We start from the raw sequence: 17,640 nt of genomic DNA on the forward strand, positions 1-17,640 counted from the left end.
GCGCGAAACGCCGAGAAGCACCGGCAAGCGCCGGCTGATTCAGACATGGCGCCCAAAAAGCTCATCGCGATGCCGCCCATCCTAGGGGTGGCGCGTCGCGCAGGCTGCTTCGACACTGGATGCCCTGATCCAACGAGGAGTGACCCCATGCAAGCCAAGTTCATTGTTGCCGGCCTGATGGCCATCGTGGCCAGCGTTCCCGCCTTCGCCGGCAAGGACCTGTTTGACCGTACCGCCCTGGGTAATAAGTGGGTGGTGGTCGCCCCGACGCTCAGCATCAGCGCCAACCAGCTGGTCGGCACGGACCTGGCGATTGGCTACCACAAGAAGGCCGTGGCAGCCGACACGGCCTCGGTCTCGGTCATCCTGAACGGCACCAGCCTGCAGTACGGCGCCGTCGCCATCGGTGACGTGGCCACCGGCAACAACATCTTCGTCAAGGTCCAGTCGCAGGATGGCGGCGGCATGTTCGACCACGCCGCGTTCTACACGGGCAACAACGGCAGTGGCAGCTTCTTCGCGCTGACCTCGCCGATGGCCAGCCCCGCCAAGATGACGGTCTCGCTGCTGGGCACGGTGGCCACGCTGACCATCAAGAGCCCGTCGGGCACCCAGACCTACACCCACGACTACGGCTCCAGCTTCACCACCGGCGCCGGCCTGGGCACCTATGGCGTCGTGTCCCTGGACAACTTCAAGTACACCGCCAACTTCGCCCGCCAGGCCGACGCCAACGCGGTGGTGGTGCGTGGTTCGAACGCGAAGGATATGTCCCGCTGAGGCCGGACCGCTGGCCTGGCTGAGGCCGGCCGCACCGCAGACCCGCCCCGGCCGCTCAGGCTGGCGCGGGTCTTTTTTCGTGGCCCCGAGGCGAATGCGCTCAGACCAAGAGCGCCCGCAGCGGTCCCCGCAGCGCATTGCCGACCATCACGGCCGGTGCGTCAGCCAGGGCCTCGCGGGTCAGCCGAGCCTCGCGCACCGGCCGGCCCTCGAAGCCTTCAGCCAGCAGTTGGCCGCGGCACACGCCTGGCAAGGCACCATCGTCCAGCGGCGGGGTCACCCAGACGTTGTCGATCAAGGCGAACACGCTGGAGCGACCGCCCTCGATGACATGGCCATCCGGCGTGCAAAACAGCTGGTCGAACTGACCATTCGACTCCGCCCGGGCCACCGCGGCGTCATAGTGGGCGCGTTGGGTGGTCTTGTGTGCGGACAGCGCATCGGGCAGCAGCGGCGCCTCGGCCCAGCCGACCCGCACATGGCCATCGGCATGGGTCGTCAGGGGCGACAACGGTGCATGGCGCACCAGCAGTTGACCCTCGCTGCGCAGCGCCAGGCGCAGGCGCCAGCCCAGCGGCGCCGGGGCTGTCGACGCGGTGATCTCGGCCAGCGTGGCCTGTAGCACCGCGGTCACCGCGGCGGCGTCGAAGGCAAAGCCCAGGGCCTGCGCGCTGCGCTGGAGCCGGGCCAGGTGACGCGGCAGTTCACACACCCGGGGCGTCTGACCGGGCGCCACACGCATCGTCTCGAACAGCTCGAAGCCGGGGTCCAGCGCGGTCAGGAAGCGGGCCTTGAGCCGACATTCCTCGAACTCGTCGGCCGCCACGCTGTCCTGCACGATGCCGGCGCCCACGCCCAGGCGCAACGGTCGCGCGCCCTGCGCATCGGGCGTACCCAGCGTGAGGGTGCGGATCGCCACCGACAGGCAGAAGTCGCCGATCGACGAGTAGGCGGCGCCGGGTTGCGGCGCATCCACCCAGCCGATGGCGCCGCAGTACAGGCCGCGCGGCGTGCTCTCGAAGCGGCGGATCAGGTCCATCGTGTGCAGCTTGGGCGCACCGGTGATCGATCCGCAGGGGAAGGTGGCGCGCAGCAGCGCCGGCATGTCGATGCCCGGGCGCAGCCGGGCCTGCACGGTGCTGGTCATCTGGAACACCGTGGCGTAGGGCTCCACTGCGAACAGCGAGGGCACCTGCACGCTGCCCACCTGGGCGATGCGGCCCAGGTCGTTGCGCAGCAGGTCGACGATCATCAGGTTCTCGGCCCGGTTCTTGACGTCCTGCTGCAGCAGGCGGGCGGCTTCGCTGTCACTCTCGGGCACACGCAGGCGCGCGGCCGTGCCCTTCATCGGCCGGGCGGTCACCAGGCCCTGCGCCAGGCGCAGGAACAGCTCGGGCGAGCGCGACAGGATGTGGGTGGGCGTGTCCGGGCGCTCGTCCGGCGGCAGCACGATGTAGGCGCCGAAGCTGACCGACTGGCGCGCACGCAGGCGGCGGTACAGCGCGGCCGGGTGGCCATGGGCGCGGCCGTGCAGGCGGTAGGTGTAGTTGACCTGGTAGGTTTCGCCGTCGCGGATGGCGGCCTGCACGGCGTCGATCGCCTGCGTGAAACCTGCCTCGTCGACGCTGGCTTGCAGGTCCATCGCACCGGCGGGCGTGGGCTGCTCGGCGCCGCCGTCCTGGTCCTGCAGCCAGGCCTGGACACCGGCCTCGTCCAGCTGGCGCAGCTGGCGGAACAGCAGCACGCGCAGCGAGGCGCCGGGATCCGCCGGCAGCCCGGCGCGCAGCAGACGCGCGCCCCATTCGTAGTCGGCCAGCAGCACCGCGTGCAGGCCGCGCGCCTGGTCGGCGGCCACCGCCGCCCAACAGGCGTCCAGCGCGGCCGGGTCGGTGCAGCGGCGCTCGTGTGAGAAGCCGCTGTAGAGCCGGCTCAGCGCACCTGGCTGGCCGTCGTCCAGCAGCGCGACGACGGCGCCGGTGTCTGGATCAGCTCCAGTCATCCATGTCGTGCTTGATCGTGTGACGGTTGGCGATCAGCTCGTCGATGGACGGCTCGTTGTTCAGCGCCCGCTTGATGGCCAGCTTGGTCGCCTCGTAGTTGGTGCGGTACATGTCCTTCTTGTCCAGCTCGGCGTGGGTGGCGCAGCGCGGGTCGATCCACACCAGGCTGATGATGCACAGGTCGTTGGCCACGTCCTTGGGGATGATGCCCTCGATCACGCAGTCGATCACCGCGTCGGCGGTGGCGCTTTGCACCACGCCGCCGAAGAGGTCGATGTTGGCCATGTCCTTGAGCGTGACCTTGGGCACGGTGATCGTGGCCGGGCGCACCAGCTGGTTGCAGGCGCGGATCGCGAACATCGCGGTGTGGCCCTTGGTCTGGGCCATCATGTTGGCAAAGGCCTGGCCGACCGGGCCGTCGACGCGGCCGATCAGGATCTCGGGCATGGCGTCGGTGAACTGGCCGTCGGCGGCGAGCACGGTGGCTTCGCCCGCGTGGAAGGTGTAGGGCTGGGTCATCGGACAACTCCGAAAGAGTGAAACAACAGGTTTGGCGGAAGAGTATCAGGCGAAGAGCAGCACTTCGCCGCGCCCGTCGACCGCCAGGTCGCCGCGCAGGAAGCGCGCGGGCCGCCCGACCAGCGCCGCGGCCACCCCGCCGTGGCGAGCCAGGTCGCGCGTCAGCAGCGCCAGGAAGACGCCATGGTCGGCGTGGTCGGGCACGAAGCCATCGCCCAGATCGGCCGGCGCCGGGCCCGCCAGCAGCAGCGTGCCGCGACGCATGCCCCAGGCCGGGTGGGCGCCGCAGCGGCCGCCCAGCAGCACGGTGCCGGCCACCAGGCGCGAACACAGGAAATCGCCCGCGTCGCCGCGCACGATGACGGTGCCGCGGCGCATGCGGTCGGCGCAGCGCGCGCCCACCGAGCCGTCCACCACGATCAGGCCGCCGCGCATGCCGTCCATGCTGCCGGGCAGCGTGCTGGCCAGGTAGTCACCGGCATGGCCGCCAATGCGCAGCTCGCCGCCGCGCATCTCGATGCCGGCGCCGTCGCCCGCATCGCCGCTGATGCGGACCGTGCCGCCGCTCATCGCGGTGCCCAGGTGGTGGCCAGCGCCGCCGATCACCTCCAGCACGCCCTCGCTCCACTGCCAGCCGATGCGGTCGGCGCGGGACAGGTCGCCCGAGAGGCGCAGGTCGGCGTCGCCCTCGGTCAGCGGGGCGATGTCGAACAGCGTGCCCAGCGGCAGCTGGTCGCGGCCGCAGGCCAGCGGCAGTGCGGCCAGGGTGTCGGCATCGGGCGCCAGGCGCAGGTGCGAGCCGATGCTGCGCAGGTCCAGGCGCGCCTCAGGCGCATGTCGCAGGTGCAGGTGCCAGCGGTTCATCGGCTGCCCCCTTCCGGCAGCAGCTTGTGCAGATGAAAGTGGAACGGGCCCAGTTTGCCGCCGTAGTTGCCGGCGGCAATGCGCAGCAGCCCGCCGGGCTCGCCCAGCGCGGTGGCAGCGCCGATGCCCACGCGCATGGCCTGGCCGACCGCGGCCTCGGTCAGTCCGTCGATGACGATCTCCATCACGCTGCCCACGCGCTCGTCCAGGTCGGTCTTGCGGGCCAGGCCGGTGAGTGCCGGGCAGAAGGCGTCGTTGGTGGAGGCGCCCAGCGCCGGGTACTTGCTGCCCACCTTCGAGCCCGAGCGCACCACGCCGCCGGGGAAGGGCATGATCACGTCGGGCACCGCGCGCATCGCCGCAACGGCCGCTTCGGCGGCGGCCAGCGCACTGGCGGTGTCGCGCGCCAGCAGCAGCAGGTTGCCACCGCCCACGCCCTTGACCACCGCCGTGGTTTCCTCGGCGACGAATTCGCCGTCCATCACCGGCACGCGCCAGTAGCGCTTGCCGCCGATCAGCTTGCCGATCTGCCAGCCGTCGCCGAAGAAGCGCAGGTTCTTGCCCAAGGCCACCGCCTCGCCTTCATCCAGGCCTGCGAAGACCGCGGTGGTGGGGCAGGTCAGCACGCACTGGCCCACGCGGCGCTCGAGCTGCTTGACCAGCTCCTTGCCGCTCATCGCGAACAGCAGCACGGCCACGCCGGGTCGGCCGTCGGGGGTCTCGTCGGGGGCCAGTTCGCGCTCGATGCCGGCCTCGCAGCCGCAGGCGATCACGCTGGTGGCAAAGCCGCTGGCGGCCACCGCGGCATGGCGCGCCCAGGTGGCGTTGTGCGCGGTGATGACGATGCGGGTGGCCTTCATCGGGAAGGCTTCGGCAAAGCCGTCGTCGATGACGGTGCCGTTGATCACGACCGTCATGCGCCCTCCTCCGCTGCCAGGCACTCCACTGGCAGGATGCGACCGCCCCGGCAGCAGCTGCACAGCTCGTCGTGGCTGATTGGCTGCGGCGGCGTGCCGCCATGGGCCTGCGCCTCAGCGTGGATGCGCTTGGCAATCGCGGTGTCGTAGCTGGGCTCGACGATGTGCGTGGCGCCCACCGGCTGCGCCACGATCTGGCCGGCGCGCGAGACCAGCAGGCCGTCCTTGAAGACCAGCGGCGGGTTGGTGAACTGCTGTTCGGCGTCGCCGTCCTGGCGGTAGACGGCGATGTCGGCCGCCGCACCCGGGCGCAGGTGGCCGCGGTCGGCCAGGCCCAGCAGGCGGGCGGGGCCGGCGCGGGTCATGATGGCGATCTCCTCCAGCGTCAGCTCGCGGCTCATGTCCTTCAGTGCGCAGTTCGTGGCCACCTCGGGGTGCAGCTTCGCCAGTTGCTCCAGCCGGAACGAGCGGTCCATCAGCAGGCGGATCAGGTGCGGGTAGCTGGTGAACGGGCCGCCATTGGGATGGTCGGTGGTGAGCACCACGCGCCAGGGGTCCTTGACCTGCAGGAACAGCTCCAGGCCGATCACCCACTGCAGTGCGTTGACAAAGCTCTGCTCGCGGTAGCGGAAGGGCACCACGCCGCAGCCGGCGTCGCATTCGATGTCGGCGCCGATCCACTTGCGCGGGTGGGCCAGGCCGGCGTTGGCATGCTGGCGCATGGTGTCGCCGCTGGCGGTGACCGTCTGGCCGAAGATGATCTGGCCCACGTCGATCGAGATGTTGGGGTGGGCGTTGACCGCCTCGGCCAGTTGCAGCGCGGCCGACGAGAACTTCTTCGGGCCCTCGGTGCCATAGGCGTGGAACTGCACATGGGTGAGGTGCGCCGGCAGGCCTTCCAGCGCCGCGATGGTCTCCAGCGTGGAGGTGATGTTGCCCGCCACGCCCAGGTTGCTACCGTGGATGTGCAGCGGGTGCGGCACCTGCAGCTCGCGCAGCGCGCGCGCCAGCGTGTGCACGATCTGGCGCGGCGTCACGCCCCAGTGGGTGTGGGCTTCGTCCACGTCCAGCTTGCGCTGGTTGAACTTGAAGGCCGAGATGCCACCCGGGTTGACCACCTTCACGCCCAGCGCCTTGCTGGCGTGGATGGTCCAGCCGACATAGTCGCGGATCTGCTCGAACGGCACGCCGGCATGCATCCAGCGCAGCAGCAGCTCGTCGCTGCCCAGCATCACGTAGGCGCCGTGGTCCAGGATGGGGGTGTCGCCCATCTCCAGGTGGGCGTGGCGCGCGTTGGCCGGCAGCATCGCCGGCTCGAAGGCCGCGGTGTAGCCCATCTGCGCATAGCGCAGGCCGGTGGCCAGCGTGCCCGGGGTCACCAGGCTGCACGGATCCGATTCATGCGGCGTGCAGCGCAGCGGGTTGGCGCCGTCGCGCTGCAGCTCGGGCAGCAGCAGGCGCGCCAGGTTGACCTTGCCGCCGCCGATGTGGCTGTGCAGGTCGACGCCGCCGGCCATCACGGTGCGCCCCGTGCAATCGATCACCTCATCGGCTGGCTCGCCGGGCGCGGGGGTGACGATGCGGCCGTCGCGGAAGAAGACATCGCGCACGGTCGGGCCACCGGGCTGGGTGGGATCGACGACCAGGCCGCCGCGCAGACAGGTCAGGCGGCTCATGGGTTCAACTTCTCCAGCAAGGCGGTGAGCACGCTCGCGACACTGGGGGCACGACCGCTGCGGGCAGCGAACAGCGGCAGCACCACCACGCCGTCCGTGCGGTGCAGGTGACCCCCGTGGTCCAGGCCCGGCGTGCCCACCGGCAAGAAAATGGTGTCTGACTCCAATGACAGGTGGGCCTGGTCGGCGGTGCCCAGCACGATGCGGCGCAGTCCGGGGCGCGCCGGCGGAGGGTGCTCACCAAAGGCCGAGACCCACAGCAGCAGGTCGGCGCTGCCTTCGCGGACCTGGCGCAGGCCGTCCAGCGTCAGCGGGTCGTGCTCGCGGCCCAGCGGGCCGCGGCGGCTTTGCAGCGGCAGGCCGGTGCGCCAGGCCAGCACCTGCTGCACCGTGGCCAGGCCCTGGCCCGCGCCGATCGACAGCGACGCCGCACGGCCTTGCCGGTTGAGCAGCGTGACCAGGGTGTTGATGCGCTCGATCAGCAGACCGGCCTGCGGGCCCAGCGGGACGGGCTCAAACACCAGCACGGCGTAGCGGGCGGCGCGCAGGCGCTGGGCCAGCGTGTGCCAGGCCTCGGGCACGCCGGCCGGCAGGCGGCGCTGGTCCAGCAGCGCCGCCAGTGTGTTCAGCGCACGGAACAGATCGGGGGCCTCAATGCGCTCGATGCCGTCGACCGCGCCGGCCGATGGCGCGCCCAGCGCGACCCAGGCCGGATCGCCAAAGGGTCCGCCACTCAGGCGCTCACGCAGGCGCGGCGCACGCTGCATCGGCCATGAGCCCACCAGCACCACCAGATCGGCGCGTTCGCGGGCCTCGGCCAGCGTGACCGTGAAGCTGCCGCGGTCCTGCTGGGCGCGCAGCGGCTGGGCCATGGCCACGCCGCCATCGACCACCGCGCTGCAGTGGTCGGCCAAGGCCTGCAGCGCACGCGCGCCGGCCACGTCGGTGCCCAGACCACCGATCACCGGCTGACGGCTGGCGCGCAGCCAGGCGGCGGCTTGGGTCAGGGCCTGGTCCAGCGCCTCGTCGGACACCGGGGACTGGGCCGACAAGGCGGCGCGGCGGGCCTCCAGCCGGGAACAGGCCAGGGTCTCGCCGGCCTCGGCCTCGCACATCAGGGGGCAGAAGGGACAGGTCCATGCCGCCGAGGGCATGGCCGTTTCGAAGGAAGCCATGGCGTCGAGTACCGCAATCACCGTGCCACCTGCCAGCGGCCCGGACGGCGACCAGGGTTGCTACCGACGGGACGCGTGGCCGCAGCGGCAGCGACAACCGGGCCGCCGGGTGGGGCGACGGGTGGGGCGACGGCGCACGCCCGGGCCCAAGGCCGGCACACACTGTTCCGTTTCGTGATCGGCTCGGCTCGGGTGGGGCGGGCCGGTGCGGTGGCACGATTCATGAATGCCGCTCCCCCGTGCCCCTTGTCTGCTCCTTCCCCGACACCCGCCTGACCGGCCAGCCGCCGGTGTGCAAGGCACTGGCCACCAGCCAGGCGTCGGCCCCGGCCGCCGCGCCCGCCGACAGGTCGGCCGGATCGCGCACGCCGCCCGAGCCCACCCAGCGCTGCACCTGCGGCGCCCGGCGGCGCAGCGCCGGCAGGGTCGCCAGATCGGGGCCGGCGCCGCTGCCCACGCGCTCAAGCGTCATCACGATCGTGGTGGGCAGCCACAGTGCCGGGCAGTCCCACAGGCCGGCGGGGTCCATCGGGCGCTCACCGCGCCGGTCCAGCGACAGCACAGCACGTGGATCGTCCTGCAGCGCCTCCAGCGCGGCCCGGTCGGCCAGGCTTTCGGTGCCGTACACCGGCACCAGAGTGTCGCCGGCAGATCCCAGTGCATCGCGCAGGCGCCAGGCGTCCTCGCGGCGCTGCCAGCCGGCGTCGATCCACCAGCTCAGCTGCGGCAGCGCCTGCACCAGGCGCTGCAACACGGCAGTCTGTGGGCGGCCGTCCAGCACGCCGTCCAGGTCGGCCAGGTACAGCGTGCGGGCGCCGGTGAGTGCCTGCAGCGCATGGGCCAGATCCAGCGGATCGGCACCCGAACACAAGGCCGAGTTGATCGGCGCGTACCGCCCGCGCTCACCACGCCGCGCATGCACCACCTGGCCGGCGCGCAGGTCCAACACCGGAATCAGTTCCATGCGCGTGCTTGAGGGGTCGGCATGACCCGCATTGTGGTGTACGAACTGCTGAGTGCTGCCGCGCTGCCGCTGGGCCCCGCCGAATCGCGCCTGCTGGACCAGGGCACGGCGATGCGCGACGCGCTGGCCCAGGCGCTGTCCGAGCTGCCGGGCCTGGCGCTGAGCGTGGCCGACAGCCCGGCGGCGCCAGCCCACCATGGCCGTGCGGTGCGCGCCCACCCGGGCGAAGCGGCCGAGGCCTTTGTGCGGCGCCTGGCCGTGACCCATGAGCTGGTCTGGGTCATCGCGCCCGAATCCGACAACTGGCTGCTGCGTTGCAAGCGCTTGGTCGGCGCACAGCGCTGGGTGGGCAGCAGCGCAGCGGCACTGGAGGTGACCAGCCACAAACAGCGCACGCTGGCGGCCTTGGCGCGGGCCGGGCTGCGCACGCCCGTCAGCATCGGTGCCGAGGTCCAACCCGCGCACTGGGTTGTCAAGCCCGACCAGGGGGCGGGTGCCGAAGGCTGCTGGCGCCTGTCCACCGAAGCGCAGGCCCTGCGCATGCTGGCGGCGCGCCGGGCCCGCGGTGAATCGGTGCTGTGCCAGCCCTGGATCCCGGGCGAGGCGCTGAGCCTGTCATTGGCCTGCCGGCCCGAGGGCTGCCGGCTGCTGGCCGTGAACCGCCAGCAGCTGCACACGCCGGACAACGGCGAGCTGCGTTTCCTGGGCGTCGAGGCGGCCGCGCTGAGCCCGAGCGATCCGCGCTGGAGCTGGCTGGAGGCGGTGGCGCAATCGGTGTGGGCAGCCATTCCTGGCCTGCGCGGCTATGTCGGCGTCGACCTGGTCTGGCATCCGCAGCTGGGCCCGGTGTGCATCGAGGTCAACGCCCGCCTGACCTGCGCCTTCATCGGCCTGCCCGAGCGCCTGGGCCGGCCGCTGGCGGCCGAGCTGTTGTCGCCCTGGTGGTCACCCACGCTGCCGGAGCAGGCTCATGTCTGAGCTGGTGATCGGCTGGGACCTGGGCGGCGCCCACCTCAAGGCCTGCCGCTGGGCCGGCGCCCAGGTGCAGGACGTGGCGCAATGGCCTTGCCCGGTGTGGCAGGGCCTGCCGCAGCTGGAGGCCGCAATGGCGCTGGCCTGGGCCCGCTGGCCCGACCTGCGCCAGGCGCGCCATGCGCTGACGATGACGGCCGAGATGACCGACCTGTTCGAGGACCGCGCCGACGGCGTGGCCCGACTGGCCACCGCGATGTCTGACGGCCTGCAGGCGCCGGTGCGGGTCTATGCCGGCCCGCAGGACGCCCCGGAGCCGGCCGTGCTGTGGCTGGACAGCACCCAGGCCGCCGCCCACTGGGCCCGCGTGGCCTCGGCCAACTGGCTGGCCACGGCGCAGCATGCGGCCGCCATCGTCGGCCGCGGCGTGCTGCTGGACATCGGCAGCACCACCACCGACATCATCCGCCTGGCCGATGGCCGCCCTGACACCCGCAGCCGCAGCGACCGCGACCGCCTGGCCAGCGGCGAGTTGGTCTACCAGGGCGTGGTGCGCACCCCGCTGTGCGCGCTGGCCACGCAGGTGCAGTTGCAGGGTCAGCGCCTGGGCGTGATGAACGAGTGGTTCGCCACCACCGCCGATGTCTACCGCCTGACCGGCGAGCTCGACCCCGCCCACGACCAGCAGCCCAGCGCCGACAACGGCCCCAAGGACGAGGCCGGCAGCCAGGCTCGGCTGGCCCGCATGGTCGGCTGTGACCGGCGCGACGCCACGGCCGAGGCGTGGCGGCAGCTGGCCGGCCAATGGCGTGCGGCGCAACTGGCCCGGCTGGCCGACGCCTGGCAGCAGGTGCAGCCGCAGCGGCCCGAGCGCGTGGTGGTGGCCGGCGCGGGCGCCTTCCTGGCACCTGCGCTGATGCACCAGGTGTATGGCGATGCCGCAGCGGGCATCGCGCTGATCGATCACGGGCGCGACGTGGCGCGCGCCGGCCCGCTGGCCGGCTGGGCCACGGTGTGCGCGCCGAGTGTGGCCGTGGCTGCCCTGCTGGCCCAGACCTGAGACGGGAGAAGCACCATGTGGGTGGTCAAGCTCGGAGGCAGTCTCAACGCAAGCGCGGGTCTGCGCGACTGGCTGGATGGCCTGGCGCTGCTGGGCGGCGGCCGGGTGATCATCGTGCCGGGCGGCGGCGGTCTGGCCGATGAGGTGCGCCGGCTGCAGTCGCACTGGCAGTTCGACGACCTGCCAGCGCACAACATGGCCGTGCTGGCCATGGCGCAAAACGCCTGGCTGATGTGTGGCCTGCAGCCCGCGCTGCAACTGGTCGATCGCGAGGCCGACATCGTGCGCACGCTGCGCCAGGCGCGCACCGTCGTGTGGTCCCCACTGGAGCTGGTGCGCCAGGCGCCCGACGCCAACACCAACTGGGCGGTCACCGGCGACAGCATCGCGCTGGACCTGGCGCTGCGCCTGAACGCCGAGCGGCTGCTGCTGGTCAAGAGCTGCGACATCGACGGCCAGGACCTGGCCAGCCTGCACCGCCGCGAGGTGATCGACGAGGGCTTCATGGACCGGCTGGGGCCGGTGGCCTTTCCGATCGACGTGCTCAACGTGGGCCAATGGCCCCAGGCGCGCGGGCTGCTGCTGGGTCAGGCCTGATCGCGCTGCGCCATCAGGGTGGACAGCCGCTCGGCACTGAGCGTGCCAGCACGGTCGCCCGCGCACACCGCCGAGCGAAAGCCCACGAAATCCGGCGCCAGCGCGGCCAGCTGCGGCCAGTCCTCGGCACGCAGCGCGCCGGCCAGGCCGGGCCGCGCCTGCACCGCGCGGCTGGCGGTGACAAAGCGCTGCAGCGCGTCCAGCGCGCAGCGCTGCAGCAGGCTGCCGCCGCGCTTGTCCACGGTGTCCAGCATCAGCAGCCCGAAGCCGTCGGCCAGGGCCGCATCCACCAGCGGCCAGGGCACGCCATCATCGGCCACCAGCACCGGCACGATCGGCAGGCCCTCGGTGCGGCGCAGTGCATCCAGCTGCCGCAGCAGCGCCCGCGCCGCCGGCCCCGGCACGACACCCGCCTTGACATGGTCGACGCCCGTGGCGGCCACCGCGCGGCAGCGGGCCGCCACCTGGTCGGCGGCCTCGGCCGGCCAGTCGCCGATCGTGGCGCTGATCACCGCCTGCGGCGCACTGGCGCGCAGCTGCGCCACGATGGGCGCGATCAGCCCCGGATCCAGACCGCCCAGCGCGCCGCGAGACGGCTCTTTCAGGTCAATGAAGGGCACGCCGGCAGCGGCCGCCAACTGCGCCTCGGCGGCATCGCGCACGCTGACCAGCACGCGCGTCATGCCGGGCTGCCAGCGCGGTGCGCGGCAATCGCCTCGCGCAGCCAGCCCCAGGCCTCCAGTTCCTCGGGTGCCGCGGTCTTGTCGATCGCGATTTGCAGATAGGCCATCTCGGTGTCGATCTTCTCGGGCGGCAACAGGCGCAGGCGGCTGACCAGCACCGCGCCCTCCAGCACCGCCGCCTGGGCGCGGTTCAGGCCCAGGAAGGGCGCGTGGTTGGCGCTGTGCACCGCGTGCAGGGTCAGCACCGGGCGCTGGGGGTCCTCGCTGACCGACTCCAGCTGCAGCTCCTGGTGGCGCAGCGCCGCCTGCAGACGCAGACCGGCCAGGCGCTGCATCGGCAGCAGCGGCCATTCGCGCCGGCCGGTGACGCAGCCGGCGAAGACGCGCGTGTCGGTGAGGATGTTGAGCCCGGCCACGCCGGTGGCCAGGATGTTGTCCAGCGTGGTGGAGGGCTTGAAGGGCATCAGCAGCACGCGGTCATCGGCGCGGTAGCGCACGCCCATCGGCGCCAGGTGCGGGCGGCCGGCGGTGTCGGTGGTGCTGACGACGCACTCGTAGATCAGTTCAGACATCGGTGTCGCGCTTCACCCGGGTCGGGCCGGGGGCGCATTGCTCATTGTCAACGGTGGGCTGCCAGGCCACGCCCCAGTCCAGCGGCCGGTCCTGCACATAGCGCTTGCCCAGCTGGAAGGCGATTTCGGCGCGCGCCAGCTCCACGCCCATGTAGAAGGCATGGCCGCCGTCGCCCTGCAGGCCCAGCTGCGGCCACAGCGCGAAGGCCTCGGTGGACTCGCGCAGGCCGTCACGGTTGTAGACGTGCAGGCCGCGCTGGCTGACCTGGATGCGGAAGTTCGGGTCGCGCACCTGGGCCGCCGTGGCGGCGATCTCCTCGGGGGTGTCGGGCCAGGGGTGGCGCTCATGCACCGTGGCCAGCAGCGGGCTCAGTCCCTTGGGCAGCGCCGGCAACGTGGCGGCGGCGTGCATGATGCGCCGCGCGGCATCCACCTCACGCACCGCGCGCCGGGCGTGCAGGCTGACCTGGGTGGTCAGCACCGCGGCCACGTCCAGCTCGGCGCAGATGCCCAGCAGCAGCGCGTGCAGGCCGCTGGTGTCGGCTTCGGTCAGCTCGCTGAGGTTGCCGGTGCCCATCATGATGGCCACATCGGGGTGGCGCTGGCGCAGCGCGTGGTAGCGCACGATGGACGAGGTGAAGCCGTAGGGAATGGGGTCGAGGATCGGATCGGCCAGGAAGGGCCGGCCGCGCGCGCGCATGCCGGCGATCGCCGCGTCCAGGCTGGCCACGTCGGCGGGCTCGCGCGGGATCAGGATGGGCGTGGACGCCACCTCGTCGGCCACCCACAGCGTGTCGGCCCTCAGGCTCAGCAGGTAGTCGGCGCCGGCGCGGCCGCCGGTGAGCAGCTCGTTGGTGTCCTGGCTGTCGACACTGACCTGCCAGCCCTCGGCCTTCAAGGCCTGCACCGACTCAGCCAGGTGCCCGAATGGCGTGGCGGGCAGGCCGCCCAGGTCGATCACGTCGGCGCCGTCGGCCACCAGGGCGCGGGCGCGCTCGACGATCTCGGCCACGCTCAGGCGCGGCGCGTCGGTGATCTCGGCAAAGATGCGGGTGCGGTGCTGCGACAGGTCCACCGCCTGGGCGGCGCGCCTGAAGTGCTGCGGCAGGTCCTTCAGCTCATCGGGGCCGCGCTGCACCGGCACGCCGAAGTGCGCCGACAGGCCCTCGACATCGCCGCGGCAGCGCCCCGGCACCAGGATGCGGTCGGCACCGGGCAGCGGTGCGGGCACGCGGCGGCGGATCATGTCGGCGGTCATCAACGCGGCCACCTGCACGCCCACGTCGTGCGTCTGCCAAGTGAAGGGCTGCTCGCCCGCGGTGCTGTCCAGCGACTGCAGCACCCGCTGCAGCGAGGCCTCGGCCAGGTGTCCGGTCAGGAAGACGATGTGTTCCACGCGAGATGCAGTTCAGCCAGTCGCCGGGTCAGGGCCTGTTCCAGTTCATCCGGTGAGCAGACCACCTGCGCGTGGTCGATGCCGCGCAGGCGCTCGACATTGTCCAGCTCGATGCGCCGCGGCCGCAGCGTGACCCAGTCATGGGGCGCCTTGGTGACCACCACCGGCTCGGTGTCGCAAGCAAACACGATGCCGGGGATGCCCAGTTTGCCGGCCTGGGCGAACATGTTGGTGGGCAGCGTGTCGCTCAGGCCGAGGGCGCACTTGGCCACGGTGTTGCTGGTGGCCGGTGCGACGATCACCGTGTGGTAGACGTCGGTGTAGAGCGCGCCCACCGGCACCGCACTGGCGGTCTTGTCGCGGAACAGCTTGTGGCGCTGGCGCAGACCCTCGAGCGCGTAGCCGTAGATCGGCAGCACCTCTTCAGCAGCGGCCGAGAGAAACAGGTCGCACTGCGGCAGCCGGGCGGCCACGGCCATCGACTCCTCAAGGAAGTGACCCGAGCCCGTGACGCACCAGGCGAAGCGCGAGCGCTTGGGAGCCCCCTCCAGGCTGGCCGCGTCGTCGACGGCGTCGATGCGCTCGCGCCCCTCCTCAGCCGGGGTGGGAGATGCGGATGTGGAGCTTGTGGAGCTTGCGGTAGAGGGTGTTGCGGCTGACATCGAGCGCCTTGGCGACGTTGCTGACGTTCCAGCGATGATGCTCCAGCAGCTGCAGCAGCACCTGGCGTTCGTTGGCCTGGATCGGGTTGAGGCGGGGCAGTTCTTCCGCAGCCTCCTCGGTGGGGACCACCGGCACGGCTGGCTGGGCGACGGTCTCGGCCGGCGGCACGCCGCGGTTGCCGCGCAGGCTGGGCAGGTGCTCGGGCCCGATCTGCTGGGCATCGGCCAGCGCCACGGCCGAGCGCAGCACATGGCGCAGCTGGCGCACATTGCCCGGCCAGGGGTGGTTCAGCAACAGGCGCTCGGCCTCGGGGCTGAGCGTGCACTCGGTGCCGCCCTCGGCCTGCAGCAGGTTGCGGATCAGCTCGCGCTTGTCGCTGCGCTCGCGCAGCGGCGGCAGGTCGAGCTCGACGCCGGCCAGGCGGTAGTACAGGTCCTCGCGGAACAGGCCTTCATCGACCAGGGCCAGCAGGTTGCGGTGGCTGGCGCTGATCAGCTGGAAGTTGACGTCGTGGACCTCCTCGGTGCCCAGCGGCGTGACCTGGCGCTCTTCCAGCACCCGCAGCAGACGCGCCTGCAGATCAAGCGGCATGTCGCCGATCTCGTCCAGGAACAGCGTGCCGCCGTCGGCCTGCAGGATCTTGCCGCGCCGGCCGGTGCGCTGCGCGCCGGTGAAGGCGCCGGCGCGGTAGCCGAACAGCTCGGCCTCGATCAGGCTCTCGGGCAGGCTGGCGCAGTTGATGGCCACGAAGGCGCCGCCGCTGTGCGGGCTGGCCTCATGGACGGCGCGGGCGAAAACCTCCTTGCCGGAGCCGGTTTCACCACACAGCAGGATCGGCGTCTGGCGACCGATCACGCGCCGGGCGGTGCCCAGCTGCTGGGCCAGGCGCGGATCGGCGAAGGTGGACACGCCGCCGCTGCCCGGACGCGGCAGCGCGGCACGCGCCGCTGGCGCCGGACGCACGCCGGGGGTGGGGGCCGGCATCATCGTCATCGCGCCACCGGCGCGGGCGTCCTCGGCCGGCCGGCGCGCCACCGCAAAGAAGCGGTGCGCGGCATTGGCGCGGTAGGTGACGATCGGGTGGAAGGACGAGGACACGCTGCGCTGCACCATGTCATTCAGGCTGGACTGGAACAGGTCCTCAACCCGGCGCGAGCGGATCTCGGCCACCGAGGTCATGCCCAGCTGAAACAGCGCACTGCGGTTGGCGGCCAGGATATGGCCGTCCTCGGAGACCGCCAGGCGGCCTTCATGCAGCGTGTAGACGAACTCGGGCCGGCTGTGGAAGTGCACCGGATGCGCGCTGCGAAAGCGCCGGTCGATCAGCCGGTTCTCGATCATGCGGGCCGTCATGCCCAGCAGCACCAGCAGGTGCTGCTGCATCATCGAGCTGCGGCTGGAGACATCCAGCACCGCACACAGCTCACCCGCCGGGTCATAGACCGGCACCGCCGAGCAGGTCAGGCCGGTGTAGGCGGTGAAGAAGTGGTCTTCGCGGCGCACCGACACCGGCGCGCCCGAGGCCAGGCAGGTGCCCATGCCATTCGTGCCCGCCGTGGTCTCGCTCCACACCGCCCCCACGCGCAGACCCATCGGCTCGACCTGCGAGGCGAAATCGGCCGACGTGACCATGTGCAGGATCACGCCTTCGGTGTCGGTCAGCACCACCGCGGTCTCGCCGTCTGACAGCTGCTGGTACAGCGAGGTCATCTCGTAGCGGGCGCAGTCGATCACGTCGGCCATGCGCGACAGGCGCTCTTCCAGCGTCTTGGCCGGCAGCACCGGCAGCTCGCGCGGGCGATCCGGGTGCAGGCGGTATTCGTTGAGGCAGCGGCTCCAGGACCGCGCGACGATGTCGTTCGGGTCGTCGTGCTGGCCACTGCGCACCACATCGAACACATGGTCGGCGTGGCCGTCAGAACGAGGCAGGACGAGGCTCATGGGAAAATCTCCCTGTTTCACGAGGACAGGCTCCCGACAGTTCGGGCGCCACCCCGGATTGTGGCGCCGCTGCGGTAACGCCCTTGCCGGTGAAACCCCCGATGTGGATGGACTGACATCAAGGCCCGATCGGCCGATAAGCACCGGTGCCGCCGGTGGCTTGGAAATTGCCTCACAGCCGCCGAACCCTGGACCCAGGAACCCGACCGGAGACCTCCCCCGACATGCTTGCCGCCCTGCCCCAGCCCCACGCCACGCCCGACACCCAGGCCCTGGACCTGATCTTCATTGAAGGTCTGCGCGTGCAGACCGTGATCGGCATCCACGACAGCGAGCTGCACCGTCCGCAGCCGCTGGTGATCGACCTTCATGCCGGCGTGCCGCATGCCGACGCCTGCGACAGCGACCACATCGCCGACACCATCGACTACAGCGTGGTGCGCGAGCGGTTGCATGGCTTGATGCTTCATCACGGTGTCACGCTGCTCGAGGCGCTGGCGGAACAGATTGCGCAGATGCTGATCCAGGACTTCGGCGCCCAGTGGGTGCGGGTCAAGGTGGTCAAGCCCAACAAGTTCGAGGACCTCGACGCGGTGGGCGTGCAGATCGAGCGGCGCGCCGGTGCTGCCTTGCCGCGCGCTGCCGGTGGCCGCAGCGCCCAGGTGCTGCGCTGGATCGGCTCGGGCATGGTCCCTGCCAAGTCCTGAACGGCTCACCCTGGCGCCTCTGAGGGCCCTGCTGATGCGGGGCCCTTTTTCGTGGGCAGCCCCGGCGCGCAGGACGCAAAAAAGAACCGGTCAGCGGCGCTGACCGGTCATGCAACCCGGATGACCCCCGGGCGCTCGCAAGGCCCCCTTGCGT

At 71.6% G+C, this 17,640-nt stretch carries 17 protein-coding genes; 5 read left to right on the top strand and 12 right to left on the bottom strand.

Annotated features, from left to right (window positions below):
• The first annotated feature begins 147 nt into the window (after nucleotides 1-147).
• The gene (locus KAK06_RS17090; protein WP_210803348.1) at nucleotides 148-780 is read left to right on the top strand and encodes a hypothetical protein; all 633 of its coding nucleotides are present in this window, start codon (nucleotides 148-150) and stop codon (nucleotides 778-780) included.
• Nucleotides 781-880: 100 nt separating this feature from the next.
• On the opposite strand, the gene pabB is transcribed toward KAK06_RS17090, so the two are convergent.
• From pabB to KAK06_RS17125, 7 genes are all read right to left on the bottom strand, one after another.
• Complete coding sequence (gene pabB / locus KAK06_RS17095) at nucleotides 881-2,779, bottom strand: aminodeoxychorismate synthase component I (RefSeq protein WP_210803349.1); 1,899 nt, start codon at nucleotides 2,777-2,779, stop codon at nucleotides 881-883.
• Nucleotides 2,766-3,299 carry a formaldehyde-activating enzyme gene (fae, locus tag KAK06_RS17100; RefSeq protein WP_210803350.1) on the bottom strand — a complete coding sequence of 178 codons (534 nt, stop codon included), beginning with the start codon at nucleotides 3,297-3,299 and terminating at the stop codon, nucleotides 2,766-2,768. The genes pabB and fae overlap by 14 nt, the downstream gene beginning before the upstream one ends.
• A gap of 45 nt (nucleotides 3,300-3,344) precedes the next feature.
• Nucleotides 3,345-4,163: a formylmethanofuran dehydrogenase subunit C gene (locus tag KAK06_RS17105; RefSeq protein ID WP_210803351.1), complete on the bottom strand. Its 819-nt coding sequence runs from the start codon at nucleotides 4,161-4,163 to the stop codon at nucleotides 3,345-3,347.
• On the bottom strand, nucleotides 4,160-5,080 hold the full coding sequence (gene fhcD / locus KAK06_RS17110; protein ID WP_210803352.1) for a formylmethanofuran--tetrahydromethanopterin N-formyltransferase: 921 nt from the start codon (nucleotides 5,078-5,080) through the stop codon (nucleotides 4,160-4,162). The genes KAK06_RS17105 and fhcD overlap by 4 nt, the downstream gene beginning before the upstream one ends.
• Entirely contained in the window at nucleotides 5,077-6,756 is a 1,680-nt protein-coding gene (locus KAK06_RS17115) for a formylmethanofuran dehydrogenase subunit A (protein WP_210803353.1), read from the bottom strand. The genes fhcD and KAK06_RS17115 overlap by 4 nt, the downstream gene beginning before the upstream one ends.
• Nucleotides 6,753-7,931: a molybdopterin-binding domain-containing protein gene (locus KAK06_RS17120; protein ID WP_210803354.1), complete on the bottom strand. Its 1,179-nt coding sequence runs from the start codon at nucleotides 7,929-7,931 to the stop codon at nucleotides 6,753-6,755. The genes KAK06_RS17115 and KAK06_RS17120 overlap by 4 nt, the downstream gene beginning before the upstream one ends.
• Before the next feature lie 220 nt (nucleotides 7,932-8,151).
• Nucleotides 8,152-8,895, bottom strand: coding sequence for a HisA/HisF-related TIM barrel protein (locus tag KAK06_RS17125; protein WP_210803355.1), 744 nt, complete (start codon nucleotides 8,893-8,895; stop codon nucleotides 8,152-8,154).
• A 21-nt stretch (nucleotides 8,896-8,916) separates the two neighbouring features.
• Between KAK06_RS17125 and KAK06_RS17130 the strand changes: the two genes are divergently transcribed.
• The 3 genes from KAK06_RS17130 to KAK06_RS17140 are packed head-to-tail and all read left to right on the top strand — an operon-like array spanning nucleotide 8,917 to nucleotide 11,524.
• Nucleotides 8,917-9,873: an ATP-grasp domain-containing protein gene (locus KAK06_RS17130; protein ID WP_210803356.1), complete on the top strand. Its 957-nt coding sequence runs from the start codon at nucleotides 8,917-8,919 to the stop codon at nucleotides 9,871-9,873.
• Nucleotides 9,866-10,927 (top strand): hydantoinase/oxoprolinase family protein, encoded by a 1,062-nt coding sequence (locus tag KAK06_RS17135; RefSeq protein WP_210803357.1) that lies wholly within the window; start codon nucleotides 9,866-9,868, stop codon nucleotides 10,925-10,927. The genes KAK06_RS17130 and KAK06_RS17135 overlap by 8 nt, the downstream gene beginning before the upstream one ends.
• A 15-nt stretch (nucleotides 10,928-10,942) precedes the next feature.
• A complete protein-coding gene (locus tag KAK06_RS17140; RefSeq protein ID WP_210803358.1) occupies nucleotides 10,943-11,524 on the top strand; it encodes an amino acid kinase family protein in 582 nt (193 codons plus the stop codon).
• Here KAK06_RS17140 and KAK06_RS17145 read toward each other — a convergent pair.
• The 5 genes from KAK06_RS17145 to KAK06_RS17165 are packed head-to-tail and all read right to left on the bottom strand — an operon-like array spanning nucleotide 11,515 to nucleotide 16,779.
• Nucleotides 11,515-12,207, bottom strand: coding sequence for a (5-formylfuran-3-yl)methyl phosphate synthase (locus tag KAK06_RS17145; RefSeq protein ID WP_210803359.1), 693 nt, complete (start codon nucleotides 12,205-12,207; stop codon nucleotides 11,515-11,517). The genes KAK06_RS17140 and KAK06_RS17145 overlap by 10 nt on opposite strands.
• Nucleotides 12,204-12,779 carry a DUF447 domain-containing protein gene (locus KAK06_RS17150; protein ID WP_210803360.1) on the bottom strand — a complete coding sequence of 192 codons (576 nt, stop codon included), beginning with the start codon at nucleotides 12,777-12,779 and terminating at the stop codon, nucleotides 12,204-12,206. The genes KAK06_RS17145 and KAK06_RS17150 overlap by 4 nt, the downstream gene beginning before the upstream one ends.
• Nucleotides 12,772-14,175, bottom strand: a complete 1,404-nt coding sequence (locus KAK06_RS17155) for a DUF6513 domain-containing protein (RefSeq protein ID WP_210803361.1) — start codon at nucleotides 14,173-14,175, stop codon at nucleotides 12,772-12,774. The genes KAK06_RS17150 and KAK06_RS17155 overlap by 8 nt, the downstream gene beginning before the upstream one ends.
• Nucleotides 14,154-14,837 carry a flavoprotein gene (locus KAK06_RS17160; RefSeq protein WP_210803362.1) on the bottom strand — a complete coding sequence of 228 codons (684 nt, stop codon included), beginning with the start codon at nucleotides 14,835-14,837 and terminating at the stop codon, nucleotides 14,154-14,156. The genes KAK06_RS17155 and KAK06_RS17160 overlap by 22 nt, the downstream gene beginning before the upstream one ends.
• Complete coding sequence (locus KAK06_RS17165; RefSeq protein WP_210803363.1) at nucleotides 14,770-16,779, bottom strand: sigma-54-dependent Fis family transcriptional regulator; 2,010 nt, start codon at nucleotides 16,777-16,779, stop codon at nucleotides 14,770-14,772. Before KAK06_RS17165 ends, KAK06_RS17160 begins: the two co-directional genes overlap by 68 nt.
• Nucleotides 16,780-17,003: 224 nt before the next feature.
• On the opposite strand from KAK06_RS17165, the gene folB reads away from it, so the two are divergent.
• The gene (folB, locus tag KAK06_RS17170) at nucleotides 17,004-17,486 is read left to right on the top strand and encodes a dihydroneopterin aldolase (protein ID WP_210803364.1); all 483 of its coding nucleotides are present in this window, start codon (nucleotides 17,004-17,006) and stop codon (nucleotides 17,484-17,486) included.
• Nucleotides 17,487-17,640 lie beyond the last annotated feature (154 nt).

Origin of the sequence: Ideonella aquatica (assembly GCF_018069755.1) — a bacterium.
Taxonomy (GTDB): domain Bacteria; phylum Pseudomonadota; class Gammaproteobacteria; order Burkholderiales; family Burkholderiaceae_C; genus Ideonella; species Ideonella aquatica.

Bases quoted from the DNA above. Each gene is read 5' to 3' on its own strand.
- KAK06_RS17090 (WP_210803348.1), top strand. From the start codon at position 148: ATGCAAGCCAAGTTCATTGTTGCCGGCCTGATGGCCATCGTGGCCAGC.
- pabB (WP_210803349.1), bottom strand. From the start codon at position 2,779: ATGACTGGAGCTGATCCAGACACCGGCGCCGTCGTCGCGCTGCTGGAC.
- fae (WP_210803350.1), bottom strand. From the start codon at position 3,299: ATGACCCAGCCCTACACCTTCCACGCGGGCGAAGCCACCGTGCTCGCC.
- KAK06_RS17105 (WP_210803351.1), bottom strand. From the start codon at position 4,163: ATGAACCGCTGGCACCTGCACCTGCGACATGCGCCTGAGGCGCGCCTG.
- fhcD (WP_210803352.1), bottom strand. From the start codon at position 5,080: ATGACGGTCGTGATCAACGGCACCGTCATCGACGACGGCTTTGCCGAA.
- KAK06_RS17115 (WP_210803353.1), bottom strand. From the start codon at position 6,756: ATGAGCCGCCTGACCTGTCTGCGCGGCGGCCTGGTCGTCGATCCCACC.
- KAK06_RS17120 (WP_210803354.1), bottom strand. From the start codon at position 7,931: ATGGCTTCCTTCGAAACGGCCATGCCCTCGGCGGCATGGACCTGTCCC.
- KAK06_RS17125 (WP_210803355.1), bottom strand. From the start codon at position 8,895: ATGGAACTGATTCCGGTGTTGGACCTGCGCGCCGGCCAGGTGGTGCAT.
- KAK06_RS17130 (WP_210803356.1), top strand. From the start codon at position 8,917: ATGACCCGCATTGTGGTGTACGAACTGCTGAGTGCTGCCGCGCTGCCG.
- KAK06_RS17135 (WP_210803357.1), top strand. From the start codon at position 9,866: ATGTCTGAGCTGGTGATCGGCTGGGACCTGGGCGGCGCCCACCTCAAG.
- KAK06_RS17140 (WP_210803358.1), top strand. From the start codon at position 10,943: ATGTGGGTGGTCAAGCTCGGAGGCAGTCTCAACGCAAGCGCGGGTCTG.
- KAK06_RS17145 (WP_210803359.1), bottom strand. From the start codon at position 12,207: ATGACGCGCGTGCTGGTCAGCGTGCGCGATGCCGCCGAGGCGCAGTTG.
- KAK06_RS17150 (WP_210803360.1), bottom strand. From the start codon at position 12,779: ATGTCTGAACTGATCTACGAGTGCGTCGTCAGCACCACCGACACCGCC.
- KAK06_RS17160 (WP_210803362.1), bottom strand. From the start codon at position 14,837: ATGTCAGCCGCAACACCCTCTACCGCAAGCTCCACAAGCTCCACATCC.
- KAK06_RS17165 (WP_210803363.1), bottom strand. From the start codon at position 16,779: ATGAGCCTCGTCCTGCCTCGTTCTGACGGCCACGCCGACCATGTGTTC.
- folB (WP_210803364.1), top strand. From the start codon at position 17,004: ATGCTTGCCGCCCTGCCCCAGCCCCACGCCACGCCCGACACCCAGGCC.